Source organism: Bacillus salitolerans (genome assembly GCF_042680805.1).
In the GTDB taxonomy this organism is placed as follows: domain Bacteria; phylum Bacillota; class Bacilli; order Bacillales; family SA4; genus Bacillus_CJ; species Bacillus_CJ salitolerans.
The window spans coordinates 94,494-109,371 of the sequence record NZ_JBHUEM010000046.1; the positions used below are offsets into that span (position 1 = coordinate 94,494).

Genomic DNA, 14,878 nt, shown 5'->3' on the forward strand with positions numbered 1-14,878 from the left:
AACCTTATTCAAGTAACGGGTGCATTTCTTAATGGAGGAGAAATACACTTTTTTGTTGAATTAAGGAATATCTATTGAAAAAAGCATTATAGGGAAGGGCGAAACTATGAATTTGGATAGATATTATTTAGAGATGGCACTTATAGAAGCTGAAAAAGCATTAGAGGAGAATACATATCCAATAGGTGCGGTTATCGTTGATGAAAAATATAAGTTAATTGCCAAAGGGAGAAATAGAGTTCATCCACAACAAGATGCAACAGCCCACGCAGAAATTGATGCTATAAGAAATGCTGGTGAAGCAATATTAAATGCGAAAGTTATACGAGAGAAATTTACAATATATACTTCATTAGAGCCCTGTCCAATGTGTACAGGTGGTATATTGTTTGCAAACATAAAAAAAGTTGTTTGGCTTTTAAACGATGATTTAGGCTTTGGTGGTTACAGAAAAATAAAAGCAACTAATGTTTTTGACGAAAGATTTAATGAAGTTGAACTAATTGAGGAACCGTTTGAGGACTTGAAAAAAAGACAAGAAGAACTAATGGAAAAATGGGCAACAAACCCAAATAACGTTGTGAATTTACGAAATGCTCTAAACAAATAATTGTTATTCAACTACTATTCGAATAAAGGGGGGTGTAAATTGATATTACACACAGAGATATTTGGTGAAGGGGAACCTATTTTATTTCTTCATACTGGGTTACAAACTGGTTTAACAGACTTTGAATATCAAAGAGATTATTTCAAGAAAAAGTTTAAAGTGATTGTTCTAGATTTAAGAGGTCATGGTAAATCGATTGAAAATGATTTTTCAAATTACTTTGAAGATTGTGCTTCCGATTTAGCAGAAACACTAGATAAATATAAACTAGACCGTGTGCACCTTGTAGGCTGTTCATTAGGAGCATTAGTGGGTCTTAAATTTGCAAAAATGTTTCAAAATCGGATTACAACCTTAACTCTTTCTGGGATATTTGCTAAAAAGCCCAGCAATTGGAGTGAAATGAATAAATTACAAATTGAACAACAAAGAGAGTTTCTAAAGAATGAACAAGCAGTACAATATTTTGATACTTTACATTCATCAGATTGGAAGCAGTTCATTTATATGTGCGAAGACGAGAGTTGGTATCCATTCAATGAAACTAGAGATATAAAGACTATATCCTCCCCAATACTTTTTATGGTAGGTGAAGGAAATAAATATGAAACAGCAGGAGCAAGTATGTATCCTGAAATGAATAAACAAGTACATGTTTCAATAATTCCTTTTGCATCACATTTAGTACATTCTGAACAGCCAGAGATATATACGAATATTTTAGAAGAGTTCATAGTGAGATATTCTTGAATTTTACAGGGGCACTTCTTGTTTGAAATGTTCTCTAGTTTAATTGAAGAATTGTCACATCCTTCGGGAAAGACTAGCCAATTCCTTTGGATTTAGGGATATATGGAAAATCAAATGAAGAGGTATCACTCTAAAGGGCTCTCTCATAGTCCAATAACACTAAAATTTAATAAGAATAGTGTTATAGGCGCGAAAAGGTATTAGAAATTACCGTACAAGTCCTACTGACGAAAACCTACTCGATGGAGTGGTGTAATTCATGGTGCGTGATTTGAATGAATATGGTGAGAATGTGGATAAACCTACAATAAAAGGTAATGCTGACGAACTTCAGAATGTACGGGTCTATACCTGCGATACATAGAAATGTGTATATCACCAAATTGTGAGGTTAGATGTGGAAGAGAAAGAATAGCTAATATTAAATCCATGATACGTTACAGGCGTATGAAAACTAACAGGCTTACCGGAAACACCTAAGTTCATTCTTTACTAGATATAATTCAACTTTGTAAGCTGTTAACGTGGAGAGCTTACTTCCAAAGAAGCGTTGGCGAGGAAAACATTAATGATACTAGTTGCTGGATAACCTGCCATAATATCAGTGAACGTGGTGGTAAGTACATTGAAATGTTTAATCCACATGGAGGGATAGTCACTAGACTAAAGAAGAATCATTTAATCATGAAGGCAAATCTTTATCGGTTAATAAGGTTCTAGTGAGACTGATAGGGGTTCAATTGCTACGGGAGACACCACCGACTTATTGAAATGAAAGAATTGAGACATGGAAGGTATTATACTATCAAATTGTTGAGGATTAAATCGAAATGGATTAGGTGGAACGCCGTATGATTCGAGAGTTTCATGTAAGGTGTGAACTAGGGGAAAAGGGAGCGATAACCTCAAACCCTTACCTATCTTTATGAAGGTTTTATTAGATTTTAGGAGGAGAACAATGAAACCATTAATTCCAAAAGAAATGAAAGTTCCTGATTTAAATTCCCGTCAGATAGAAGAATTAACAAATATAGTATTTTTACCAGAAGTTGAACCAACATATTGTGACGCTATCTTTGTTTTTGCAGGTACCCATCCAGGTCATTGGGAAAAAGCGATTGAAGCTTATAAAAAGGGGTATAGTCAAAAGTTAATTGTCACAGGAGGAGTTAGTCCCACAGGTGTTAAACATCCACATTGGAAAGATCAAAATGAATCAGAGGCTAATGTAATTATTTGTAAACTGTTGGAAAATGGTATAAAGCGGGATTCTATTGTTTTTGAAAATAAGTCTCGAAACACGTTGGAAAACGTACTCTTTGCTAAAGAAGTTTTTGATTTTTCTTCAATTAAAAGTTTATTGTTTGTATGTAAAAATCACGCATGTGGAAGACAATATCGAACCTTGGTACAACATATTCCAAATAATATAAGCTATGTATCATTTGGATTTAATGCCCATTATCAAGGGCATACAGTATCAAGGGACGATTGGATGAAAACTGAAATTGGAAGAGCAAGGGTTTTTGGTGAATATTTACGAATTCTTCATTATGGCAAAATGGGGCATATATTCCCTCTTGAAAAGGAAGTTGAGGGTCTTGAAGAATTTTCATCCTAGTACTTAAATAGTTCAACCAAGGTGAAAGTTTGTGAGACGATGTACTTAAAGTAAGGGGTCAAATGTTGAATAAAAAAGAAGGGTCAGCCGAAGCGATCCTTTTTTTTTTAGGGTCGTTTAGTTTACAAAGATTTGGACATTTATGGTAGTATTTTTTAAGGGAGAGAAGGAAATTGTGGAAAATCTAAATCAAAAAATACTTTTATTCGTAATTGTAATCTTAATAGCATTATGCTCATTTTTTATTTTTCAGTGGAATAAAGAGAAAAACCAATCAAAAAGATTTAAATAGTATCAAGGATCACATAGTTTTTAAGAATTTCACCTATTTAACAAAGGAATTAAATGGTATTGCAGATACATTAAACAAATATGATGATGGATTCAATGAACAAGAGATGGACTTATTTACACATTCATTAGATAAAGATATTAGAGCGCTTAATAAAACTGGAATGAATTTATCATATTATTTAAATCCTACAAGCCTTAATGGAATGTTAATATATGAACATTATATATGGAAAATAGAAGAAATTCTGGATGAGATTAATGAAGGGAAAATCTCCGATGAAAATGAAATCCATTTTATTGGCAATGTCATAAAGAAACAAAATGTGCAATTATCAGAATTGTTTTATGGCAAGGAACCAGTTGGTGTAGAAGGTATAAATACAAAAGAAGAAATTATGAAAGTAATTGAAGTAATTGATTTGATGAATACAGAAATTGGAGAAATCGTAAATAAATAGGATAAGGCTTATTGTGTTAAGAGGTCTAATCTTCAGGGAAAGAGACTGGCGTTTCTTATTCAAGAATAGAAGCAGTATAGTGGAAGAAGGATAACTTTTCCTAGCGTAGAATAATTATAAAGAGAACCTTACTAATTTTGTGAAAATAGTAGGGTTCTTTTTAGAATCTAATTGCCAGTAAGCTGGGGGTACTATGAATACGTTTATATATATGGTGAGACATGGTGACTCACCGAAAGTTGGAGATGAAAGAACCAGAGGGTTAACTGAATCAGGAAAATCAGAAGCTATTCGAGTTGCTGATCTTTTAAAAATGGAGGGGATTAACGCTGTTGTATCCAGTCCATACATACGTTCAATCCTAACGGTTGAGAAGTTAGCTGATGAATTAGGACAAGATGTATTGGTTTATGAAGACCTTAAAGAAAGGGTTTTTTCTTCTAAAACTAACAGAATAAGTGATAAGGAATTATTCTCCATACTAGAAAAGTCATTCTCTGATCCAAAGTTCGCTTTAAAAGGAGCAGAGTCTAATATAGCTTGTCAAGAACGAGCAATAAATGTTTTGAAGGAGTTATTAGTTACCTACCGTGGACGAAGAGTAGTTATAGGAACACATGGCGTTGTTATGACTTTGATGATAAATTATTATGACAAATCATACGATTTAGATTTTTTATTAAGTACATCTAAACCAGACATATATAAATTGGAGTTTATAAATCAGGACCTAATAAAAGTTGAAAGACTATGGTATCGTGACCTAACTTGTACTTAAACAAAAAGAGGCAAAAGTGGTTTAAGATGGGTACTGGTCTAGAAAGGATTAGTACCTAATGTTATTGACGTGCCAAGGCAAGTCGTTCATTGCTAACTGGTGAAAGTCCAGTCTAGGTAAGAACCAAGTCGCTTAGTAGCTAACAGGCAACTGCTGGAATAATCCTAAGGTTGAAGCCCTGTAATGCAAATTTTTACAGGTTGTAACATAAAGTGAATCCTGCCATCTCGCCAAGGGTAACCTGTAAACAGGACAAAGAGAAGTCGAGCCTTGCGATAAAGGGCGAAGACCAAGGAAGGTGTATGGAACTTGGAACAACACCGGGGTATGTAGAGGACATGTATAGAAAGTAGTTAACGGTACTGGGGAGACCCTACTTTATCCTAATATAGGAAAGAGAAAGCCTATAAGCATAAGCGAAATGGTAGACTGTAGAGAGGGAGTCTGAGGAGTTCAAGACAAAAATCAGAAACAATTAAAAGATATAATAAACACTCATACCCTTATTGCAGAAGTCGGTGCAATAATTATGTGAAAGGTGTTTGTCTCAAGCGAAAATTATTCTTCAAGTTGTTTAACAAATTGATGAGGATGACACGAAGACCTAACTTATAGGTGGGCACCCTTTTTAATTAATTAATCAGCAATAGGATGGTTGTTTTATAGGTGTTTTTTGATCAAGAAGAAGAAAAACATTAAGATTTGTAAATGAAGTTAGGATAGATGGTCAAAATATTTGAATAGGAAACTATAAGTCTTTAAGGCAATATTAAGGAGGTAGAAATGAAAATAAAAATGAAGTATGTAACTATTATCGTGATTTTCTGGATCTTAATGGGTTGTAATAGTACTAAGTTTGTTCAACCAGATAGCCCGGATAATACTGCCTGGTTAATGAAATTAGCTATTGATAATGATGATTACGAAACTTTTAACTCACTGTTTTCTGATGGGAGAAAGGGTAGTATCTCAAGGAGAGACTTTAAAGAACTACAGGATATAACTACAGCAGGTTTTAATCTAAAAAGATATGAAGTTATTACATTCGAAAATGGGAAAATGTTGTTAGTGAGGCTTACACCATTAAACAAGGATAATGAATATGAAATAGAGGATGTAATTTTAGTTCCAGATGAGATGAATAATATATTCAGTGATAAAGGTACCTTAGTAAAGTAAATCGGCAATAGGCTATCAGCAATGTATAGAAAACTATATATAGTGCTACGAAGAAAGCATTTATTTGTTTATGTTCGCTAATGGTCTGTATAACTAAAGTAGGAATTAACTAGGGTTGTCCCCTATTATACAGAAATTATAGTCTAGATATTAAATCTAACTTATTATATTTTTATCCTTCTCTTTTTTTCCCTTGCTTTATCCATTGGAACGATGGGATTAAGGATTATATTTTTAATGATAGGGTATGTAATAAGAAAAAGAGAAGATGAAAATAATCAAAAAACGTTATAATTTATGGAAAGAAGTAATACCGGCAAAAAAATCTCAATTGGTATGTTTGGAAAGGGGTTTCTCTATGATATGGCAAACGAAAGAACAATTAGTCTCCTTACTATCAAAATTAGTTGAGCACCCGAGTATTACAGGATCTGAGCAAGAAATTTCCATGGCAGAATATATAAAACTGCAGCTTCAGCAACTACCATATTTTCAAGAACATCCAGATTTGTTGCAGCTACACCCTATTCCTGACGGCCGTTTATTTTTAACTGCACTTGTAAAAAAGAGGGATATGGCAGATACAGTTGTATTGATGAGCCACTTCGATGTAGTAGAGGTAGAGGATTATGGCGGATGGAAGAACCTTGCATTTAGACCTGAGGAATTGACGGCTGTTTTCACAGAAAATAAGCAGTTATTACCACCTGCTATTCAAAAGGATATCGAAAGTGGAGATTGGTTATTTGGTAGAGGCACAATGGATATGAAAGCGGGAATAGCCCTTCAAATGTCCATGCTTGAAAGGGCGATTCAAGGTGAAATTAAAGGGAACCTTTTATTATTAACTGTACCAGATGAAGAAGCAAATTCAGCCGGGATGATTGGAGCTGTCCCGAAACTCGTTGAACTAGCCGAGAAGCATAATCTAACCTACAAAGCGTGTTTAAACTCTGAGCCCATGTTTTCTAAATTCCCTGGGGACCAAAATTTCTATATTTACACAGGCTCAATTGGTAAGGTACTACCAGGATTTTTTTGCTACGGTAAAGAGACACATGTTGGCGAACCTTTTTCAGGATTAAATGCTAATTTAATGGTATCAGAGGTCTCAAAAATACTAGAATTAAATACTGAATTTTGTGAAGAGGTTGAAGGGGAAATTACTCCACCTCCGACAAATTTAATGCAAAAGGATTTAAAAGTTGAGTATTCCGTTCAAATTCCTCATTCTGCTGTTACATTATTCAATGTGTTATCGATGAAGCGACCATTAAATGAAATAACTGAATTATTATTTGAACAGATGAAGCTTTCAGCTAAGAATATTGAGGATCACTATAAAAATCAAATTCAGAAATATCAACAATTAGAAAGCTTTCAAGAACCTAACGTAAACGTTAATGTCTTTACTTATGAGCAGTTATATAAGCTTGCTATTCAAAAATTGGGAGAAGAGGAAATAGTAAGAAGGCAAAATTATATAACGGCCAACAGGGCTCAAATGGGGGATCGTGACTTTTCTACAAAGCTTGTTCAAGACCTAGCCTCCTTATGTAAGGAGTACGCTCCAATGATTGTGTTATTCTATAGCCCTCCATTCTACCCAGCGGTACAATCCAGTGACGAGGATATCATCATTACTACGAAAACCAAATTAATAGATTATGCTAGATCCCAGTATAATATTGAACTGAAACCTTTGCATTATTTCTCTGGTTTGTCTGATTTAAGCTATATCGGAGTGAAGGCTTCGAAGGATCAATTAGGCTCGTTACTGAACAATATGCCTTTATATGAGAAGGGATACCATTTTCCTATCGATGATTTAGCCGAGCTTCAAGTACCTGTTATTAACGTAGGACCATTTGGACGTGATCCACACCAATGGACAGAACGACTTCACGTACCAATAAGCTTCGAGGTTTTCCCCGATTTAATATCTTATACGATTAAACAATTAGTTAATCATTAAAAAGACGATGGTAAGGGGAGTCGTTTTTATTAAGCTATATTAGATTTTTAACTAATGAAGTGGCTTCTTTATAGACGCGATTGTGGAAGCAATAGCATCCCCTGAAATTACCTTCCTTCTCCTGTTAACTAGGTGCCATTTGGTGGTGAAATATGATTTAAGTATCTTTCATCACCACTTTTTTTAGGTGAAGATATATATATATAGGATCTTTTTCTTTAATAAGGTTATAGACCTTTAAATCTTTCCTCCTTCTCTGTATGTAATGACCCACAACCCACATATCCATGTATTAGCATGGATCAACATGATGCCCTTTCTAGCACATAAAAATCATCAATAAAGTGCGTCAGTTAACAACTCTTTACTATCTTGTTTCCCCATAGAACATAAAAATAATCGCAACAATCAAAACCTAATACCTAACTAACCCTTTATCATCAGATACATTTTTCCCCTTCTGTAGACAGGTGTTTTGTTTTTTCATAGAAAGGGATAAGAAGGAAGAAAAATAGTGAGCGAAATCTACCGATTTATTTTGCAGAATTACTAAAAAAATAAAAAAACTGGTTGTATTACTAGTGAAATCACCCCCTTTATATATTAAAATGGGAACATATATTCGCATCTGGAGGGGGATGGCATGTTTTATGAAGTTAAAGGTTCTTTTAAGTATCCTGATCTTCCAACTGAAAAACTGATAGACGTTTCTTTGTATTATTCACGAAAAATATTAATTCCGTATGAAATTAGTAAAGAGAGGCCTGTGTTTATTGCATCTGAACTGGAAGATTTGGCTATTCAAATCATGAAGGAGCTGAAAGAGGTTGAGGTGGAACTAAAAAAGAAAAATACAAAAATGAAGATGGATCACTTCGTTCTATTGAATGAAAAATACTCTGATTATTTGGAAAGTAGTAATAATCACAAAAATAATAGGATATTTTCGTCTTTTTTAGATGATATTCATAATCAGTTTCTTTTGATTTTAAGTCTATTTTCATATAAAAACTATCCGTTTGTTCTAGATGATGTATTTAGAAAGCATTTTTTTGAATACCGATTCATTTCTTATCTAACTACGTATTTTTATTATGAGTCCGTTCAATTTGACAAAAAAGTAAGGAAACGTAATGAAAAAGAGTGTGCTATTTTAGATTCACCTATTGATGATGGGATTACCCTTAAAGACTCTATTGCAACCAAGGGTGAAGTAACTAGTAAAAAGGAGACTTTCAAAGAAACAGTAACGAATGATTTACTAGTTGAATCATTTAAGGCGTTATCAGCGTTACAACAAGATATACTGAACTTTTACTATGTCGAAGGCTATAAGGAAAGAGAAATATCAGAAATGCTAAATATATCTCAGCAAGCTGTGTCTAAATCGAAAAGAAAGGCCATTGACAAATTAAAGAAATTAATGAAAGGGGGGTGTGGATATGGAAGAGGCTAAGTTTTGGATTGAGAATATAAGTAATTTTGGTTTTCCTATTGTCATCACAATCTTCTTGTTGGTCCGATTAGAAAAGAAAATAGAGATGCTAAAAAATAGTATTGTCGACCTAAATAAAAATATTAGTAATTCAAGGGGGGGATTTTAAGTGACGGTTTCACTCTACTCAGACGTTATGGAATTTCAAAAGACAAAAGATGATCAAGTTTTTGCGAGGATTTATAAAAAATTGGGACCAAAGATAAATTATTCACTTCTGCAAACTCGTTTAGACGAAAGGGAAGACTTAAAGCAAGAGCTAAGTTTAGTAGTCTATGAAAAAGTGCTCAGCTACTCATTAGATGAAGTACCCGGTTTTGAAGAATTTGAGAAACAGGTATTAAAGAAGTAATATTTTCTGCTATTAGGCTGAATTCTTGACTTTAATCATTAAGGAAATGATCCAGGCTCGAATAATCGAGAGACGCATGTGGAAACCAAGGCTCTTTATCATGAGATTGATGTAATGAAGATTGTGAAGAATTTATATAAAGAGATAGAAGGCTGCTTAAAGTTGTATTTAAGTGGCTTTTTATTAATTATTATGAAAGTATAAAGTTTTCAGCAAGAGAATGGGCTAGTGACTTGGAATCTAGCTCCAGCACCCAGCCAAGATGAAATGGCGACGATCTTTGCCATATCATCCTACTCGAGGTCAAATAACCTGTCATGAATAATAAAAGGGAAAACTACCCTTTTTTTGACAGAACATTTACTCTGCCTTAGGCTAGACGGGGCGCCCTGAACTTTTTGTTCTTCCCTAAGTTAAAGATCCTCTTATCTCATTAAATGTTTTTCTTAATGGAATCCAATCAGATACCTATCTTAATAAAGTGAGTAACTGTTTCGGATGTCTAAGTGGCTAGGTGTGTACTATTAAAATTTGAGTATGGTTAGGTAATCATCCTCCTGTGACTCTCCTCGATGCCATTGCCGGATATTGAGGATATATTTGCTAATAGATTTGATGGGGGAAAGGTGTCTACTTTACCTATTTCATACTTTCCTAGTTCTTGATTTCAAGTATATAAAAATATAATATTTAAACTTTCTGATAATATAGTGGTTGAGGTGTCATATTCTGGTATCATGTAAAATGAGGGGGGGATGACTTATGGGCAAAAGTAAATTCGTTTGGATCTCGGTTATTATCTCAATGGTTTTAATTACAGTAGTCTTATTTAATCTATCAGCAATTACAGAATCATACCAACAGATGAAAGTGGAATCGTCTGAAGGGCATATTAAAAAGACATTGGATTATGAGCAGTTATACCTTATTGAGCGAGAGCAAAGAGTATTAGCAGCATCACCTTTATTAAATGAGTATAACTGGATATCTGATGAAATTATCGAAAGTACCACAAATTTGAGGTTTAACCTCGATTATTTAAAAGATCATCCAGAGTTTGAAGAAGTTGAAATTGAATTCCTGATAAAGACTTATGTAGTTGAAGGTAAAGAGATTGAGTTTATAGCTGGTGAGGGAAAAATCATGAAGGTAAAAGAGGCTGGAGAGTGGAGAAATCCATAATAATACATTGTTGAAAGAGGCCTTTGTTGGAGGAAGGACACTCCCTTTTTGGAATAACTTGAAATTAATATTAATTGCATCTGCATTACAAATTATAACAATTGTATTTTAGTGTTCAGACAAACCGAAAAATAGTAATGGTGCTGCTTTTTCGGTTTCTATCTATTCTGTCTAAATCAAAAGGATGCTGGGGTTAACCCCAGCATCCTTTATTCTTCCGTTACATGATCCATCCGCCACTAGTATGAACTCGTTTTAGAAGTCCGATTCCTGTAACAAATTTAATATCCTCGCCATCACTATTAACATCAAGATATTCTAAAAAAGGATATTCAATTTCAATTAAATCATACTGTGGGTTATCATACATGAAGTCATACATTTCACGAAGCCAATCTCTACCTCTATAATCCAAACTTTCTAGAATGTCTTTTTCGCTAGGTACCATGCTTAACCCAAGTGATACAGCAGATAGAGCTACTCCTACAGGTGTTGGTACTTTAGTGACGAAGAATCCTAATACTGAAGCGAATGTACTTAAACCATTTTCTAACTTGTTGTCATCAGGTTGAATAATACCATCCCTCATAATCTCCCTTTGTGCTCGTTCCATTTTGTACAACTCAGTCATAGATACAATTGTTATTGACGTTCCTTCTCTTGTTCTTGCCATGTCTAATTTCCCCTTTATTAATTATTTGTTTTACACTTTATAAAGGGAGAGTTGTCTAATGAAATACAACCACTATTGAAAAGAATTATTGAGTTTTGATAAATTGGCTTTATTTCACAATGGAATATTCTAAATTAAACGTAGAAAAGAAGCGGTAGTATGTTTCGTTGTGAATAAATAATAGAAGAAAAATTCAATACTTTCACTTTACCCAAGTGGTCTTGAGAAATGTAGATATTGCTAAATAGAATCCCCTTCAAAGAGGTATAGTCAGGAGGAATAGTAAGACAAACTTTTGGATGAGATAAGTGGAGATTTTGATGTGGGCGTGAGTATATAAGTATATGAAGAACTTATCCCGTAAAAGTGATTGAAGGTTTTCGTTCGCCTTTGATTATCTGCTGGGAGAGAAATTTTGTAGCCATAGTTTGTAGTGGTTAAACGGAAGAGTCATCTTTTATAGATTTCTCTTCCGCTACATGGGATTAGGATTAGTTTCGCTGAACGGCATATAGTTCCTCCATCTCAATTGATCGTTTCGTGGCTTCCTTTATGCACTGAATTATTGCATCTTTATAATGAAAGTGCTCAAGTGTTTGAATTCCAGCTTCTGTTGTACCACCTTTACTTGTGACATGTTTCCGTAAAGTTATTGCGTCTTGATTTGTCTGCTTTAACATCTCCGCTGCACCGACTAATGTTTGTACAATTAGCCTCCTTGCAACCGCTTGATCTAGGCCCATAACACTTGCTGCTTCCTGCATGGACTCTACCATATAATAAATATAGGCTGGTCCACTACCTGATAACCCTGTAACAGCATGAAGCTGGGTCTCACAAACCTCAGTGACGTTTCCGACTGCCTCGAATAACTCCTTAGCTCTCTTCACATCCATATCACATGCAAACTCTCCTCGTGCTATTGCTGTTGAGGACTGTCCTATCAAAGCTGATGTGTTTGGCATCGCTCTTATAACTGCTATCTCTTGCTCAAGGATATGTTGAATGGTTTTTGATGAAACACCAGCCAGCAAAGATATGAGAACGTGTTCTTTACGGACGAATGGTTTGATGGATTGTAATCCTTCACCTATATCCATTGGTTTCATGGCAAGAAAGACGATATCTGCGGATTGAATCAGTAACTCCTTGCTTTTTGTAGTCTTTATACCGTAATGCTTTTCTAGCTCAACTAATCTGTTGTCATTCGAACGATTAGAAGCGATAATCTGACTTGTTTTCACGATTTTGTTCTTTATGAACCCACTAATTAAAGCTTCTGCCATAGAACCTGCCCCTAAAAAGGCAATTTTCTTTTCCATTTTGTTTTCCTCCTTTTAATCACTAAAGACTAAGGATTTCTAGATCTTGTTATTTAGAGCTCTCATTAGCACTATCAATCGCCATTCAACCGAGGCAAAAATAAAAAACCTACTCATCCTTATAAAAAGGACGAATAGGTTATTATTCGCGGTACCACCTTGTTTGGCATGAAAAATAATGCCCAGCTCCAATTCCTTTATCGCAAGAGTACGGTTAGGTTTTCCTAACAGCTCATGGGTAGGGTTTCAATGATAAAGAGGACAAGAAGTCTTTCAGCCGGTGGACTTCATTCTCTAACGTATCGTTTATCATTTACTTGATCCAGTCATCGCTTTTATATTTTTCCAATTATCTACTGAAACGGCTTGGTTTGTCAATATATATATTTTACTTAATGATAAACGCGCCAATTTGACCTCCTCTATTGGCTACAACGATTGTATCTTCATACACAGCAGGTGAAGCTTCAATATTAAATCCATTAAATTGCATGGAGTGGATCATTTTTCCTGATGATCCTTTCAATAAATAGATTCCCCCTTGTGAATCACATTGAACAATATAGCCAGTGTTTTCCTTTGTGTACACATCAACAGGGGAAGACCAAGCATAATTAGGCATCTCCCACCGCCATTTTTCCTCACCAGTTTCTTTATCAAGTGCTATTAGGAGACCTGCATTCAGTGATTTATATCGGCAGATTGTGAAAATCACTAAATTTTTTAAATCGTGTTTTCCTATAATGGGTGTAGCAAGTAACCCACCGTTAACAGGATTCTCCCCTAAGATGCTTAAAGCAGGAATTTCTATTTGCCATACAATTTTACCTGTTAATCCGTTTACCTTTCTAAGTATACTGTCCCCTTTTGAGCCTTGCTTATCGACCTCTGTACCTGTGTACAAGTACGGTGTATCATTTTGAATATCAATGACAATAGATGCGTCAGTGTCATCTGTTGGAGGCAGAGCCCAAACTGGACTCATATCAAGCATATCGATTGCTTGTAATGTGCCTTCATTATCAGAAAAGAAAATGAGATTTTTATAGGCAGCGACAGAATTCTCGATTCCTTGATAGAGTTGTTTCTCTATTTTGTACCGATACTTTTGGGTTTCAGGTTGAATAGAGATATGCCCGCCTTGTTTATCAAAAATTGTATTTAATTTAACAGCATAAAAAAGTCCATTTTCTCCGCCTAGAAACATCGTATCAGTATCTCTATTAATAAGAGGTGCCCCATCAAATGCTCCCCACGTCCTGTATGCATAGGAATCTGTTCCTTTGATGAAATGTAATAAAGATCCGTCTAGCAAACTATAAATCCGAAAACCAATATGACTATTTCCTGTTTGCGGAATACCTTGACCCACATATAATAACGGATAACCTCTTGGGTCGAGAGAAATACTCCCTTTAATTGGATTGTTTATTTGAATAGGTGGGCGGCTTTGTTTGCCTGATACATGATCGAAAAAGTAAACATTACCGTCTAATGATGCATAAATCACTTCTACAAACTGTTCATTTGACTTAAATTCTTTCCTAATATTCATCATTTGTTTTAGTTCATGATCCCACTTTATGATTGATGGTTGCCCCGTCCAGCCTGCACCACCGCCCCATTTGGGACTTGAACTTGTTGTAAAGGTCCATTTTTCCTGAAGAGCAAACGGATTTGAAGGAATATTGCCATAAGAAGGGGAGTCTCGTAAATGATTCCCCCTAAACGTGAGTACCCCACTAACATCAGTGTATTGTTGCGGAAACGTTTGAATGACTTCACTTATAAGGTTTCCTTGAGTGGAATATGTAATATTCGTGGGAGCTGTTTTTTGTAATTCGATAATAGGTATGTACAGCTCCCGATTAGACGGAATTTGGTGTTTGGTTGTCGGTGATCGTTCAGAATAGGAATGAGTTGAAGATGTATTATTTGTATTAGCTGCTACTTCTTTATTAACATGAATAGAAGAAGCACATCCCATTGGCAATGCCATTAATTGTAAGGCAACTATTAATGATTTTATGTTCAAATCTATACGTCCTCTCACATGATGATAAGACATGTATATTCATGCGAGAGGAAAAATTTGTATATTTTACATAAAAAATAATAATTATTTGAAAATAATGACAAGTGTTTAAAATAGAGATAAAATTATATATAAATAAAGTCGAAAATATTTT

General features: G+C 34.7%; 14 protein-coding genes and 1 other annotated feature. Of the genes, 11 read left to right on the plus strand and 3 right to left on the minus strand.

From position 1 onward, the window contains the following. Positions 1-106: 106 nt before the first annotated feature. The 11 genes from ACFSCX_RS19555 (at position 107) to ACFSCX_RS19605 (ending at position 10,694) form a co-directional block, all read left to right on the plus strand. Complete coding sequence (locus ACFSCX_RS19555; protein WP_377929933.1) at positions 107-610, plus strand: nucleoside deaminase; 504 nt, start codon at positions 107-109, stop codon at positions 608-610. A gap of 39 nt (positions 611-649) precedes the next feature. Next, positions 650-1,360, plus strand: a complete 711-nt coding sequence (locus ACFSCX_RS19560) for an alpha/beta fold hydrolase (protein ID WP_377929935.1) — start codon at positions 650-652, stop codon at positions 1,358-1,360. A 958-nt stretch (positions 1,361-2,318) separates the two neighbouring features. After that, positions 2,319-2,981, plus strand: coding sequence for a YdcF family protein (locus tag ACFSCX_RS19565; protein WP_377929936.1), 663 nt, complete (start codon positions 2,319-2,321; stop codon positions 2,979-2,981). 398 nt (positions 2,982-3,379) lie between these two features. After that, positions 3,380-3,733: a hypothetical protein gene (locus ACFSCX_RS19570; protein WP_377929937.1), complete on the plus strand. Its 354-nt coding sequence runs from the start codon at positions 3,380-3,382 to the stop codon at positions 3,731-3,733. A 193-nt stretch (positions 3,734-3,926) separates the two neighbouring features. Continuing rightward, positions 3,927-4,511: a histidine phosphatase family protein gene (locus tag ACFSCX_RS19575; protein ID WP_377929938.1), complete on the plus strand. Its 585-nt coding sequence runs from the start codon at positions 3,927-3,929 to the stop codon at positions 4,509-4,511. A gap of 783 nt (positions 4,512-5,294) precedes the next feature. Then, entirely contained in the window at positions 5,295-5,690 is a 396-nt protein-coding gene (locus tag ACFSCX_RS19580; RefSeq protein ID WP_377929939.1) for a hypothetical protein, read from the plus strand. A gap of 358 nt (positions 5,691-6,048) precedes the next feature. Then, a complete protein-coding gene (locus ACFSCX_RS19585; RefSeq protein WP_377929940.1) occupies positions 6,049-7,665 on the plus strand; it encodes a M20/M25/M40 family metallo-hydrolase in 1,617 nt (538 codons plus the stop codon). A 643-nt stretch (positions 7,666-8,308) separates the two neighbouring features. Continuing rightward, complete coding sequence (locus ACFSCX_RS19590) at positions 8,309-9,121, plus strand: sigma-70 family RNA polymerase sigma factor (protein ID WP_377929941.1); 813 nt, start codon at positions 8,309-8,311, stop codon at positions 9,119-9,121. Beyond that, entirely contained in the window at positions 9,108-9,269 is a 162-nt protein-coding gene (locus ACFSCX_RS19595; RefSeq protein WP_377929942.1) for a YvrJ family protein, read from the plus strand. The genes ACFSCX_RS19590 and ACFSCX_RS19595 overlap by 14 nt, the downstream gene beginning before the upstream one ends. Next, the gene (locus ACFSCX_RS19600) at positions 9,270-9,512 is read left to right on the plus strand and encodes a hypothetical protein (protein ID WP_377929943.1); all 243 of its coding nucleotides are present in this window, start codon (positions 9,270-9,272) and stop codon (positions 9,510-9,512) included. A 762-nt stretch (positions 9,513-10,274) separates the two neighbouring features. Next, positions 10,275-10,694, plus strand: coding sequence for a hypothetical protein (locus ACFSCX_RS19605; RefSeq protein ID WP_377929944.1), 420 nt, complete (start codon positions 10,275-10,277; stop codon positions 10,692-10,694). Between the two features lie 220 nt (positions 10,695-10,914). Here ACFSCX_RS19605 and ACFSCX_RS19610 read toward each other — a convergent pair whose 3' ends face one another. The 3 genes from ACFSCX_RS19610 to ACFSCX_RS19620 form a co-directional block, all read right to left on the minus strand. Next, on the minus strand, positions 10,915-11,367 hold the full coding sequence (locus ACFSCX_RS19610; protein ID WP_377929945.1) for a hypothetical protein: 453 nt from the start codon (positions 11,365-11,367) through the stop codon (positions 10,915-10,917). Between the two features lie 491 nt (positions 11,368-11,858). Continuing rightward, positions 11,859-12,689: a pyrroline-5-carboxylate reductase gene (gene proC / locus ACFSCX_RS19615; protein ID WP_377929946.1), complete on the minus strand. Its 831-nt coding sequence runs from the start codon at positions 12,687-12,689 to the stop codon at positions 11,859-11,861. 123 nt (positions 12,690-12,812) lie between these two features. Next, positions 12,813-13,028, minus strand: a binding site (T-box leader). 49 nt (positions 13,029-13,077) lie between these two features. Then, on the minus strand, positions 13,078-14,724 hold the full coding sequence (locus ACFSCX_RS19620; RefSeq protein WP_377929947.1) for an outer membrane protein assembly factor BamB family protein: 1,647 nt from the start codon (positions 14,722-14,724) through the stop codon (positions 13,078-13,080). Between the last annotated feature and the right edge of the window lie 154 nt (positions 14,725-14,878).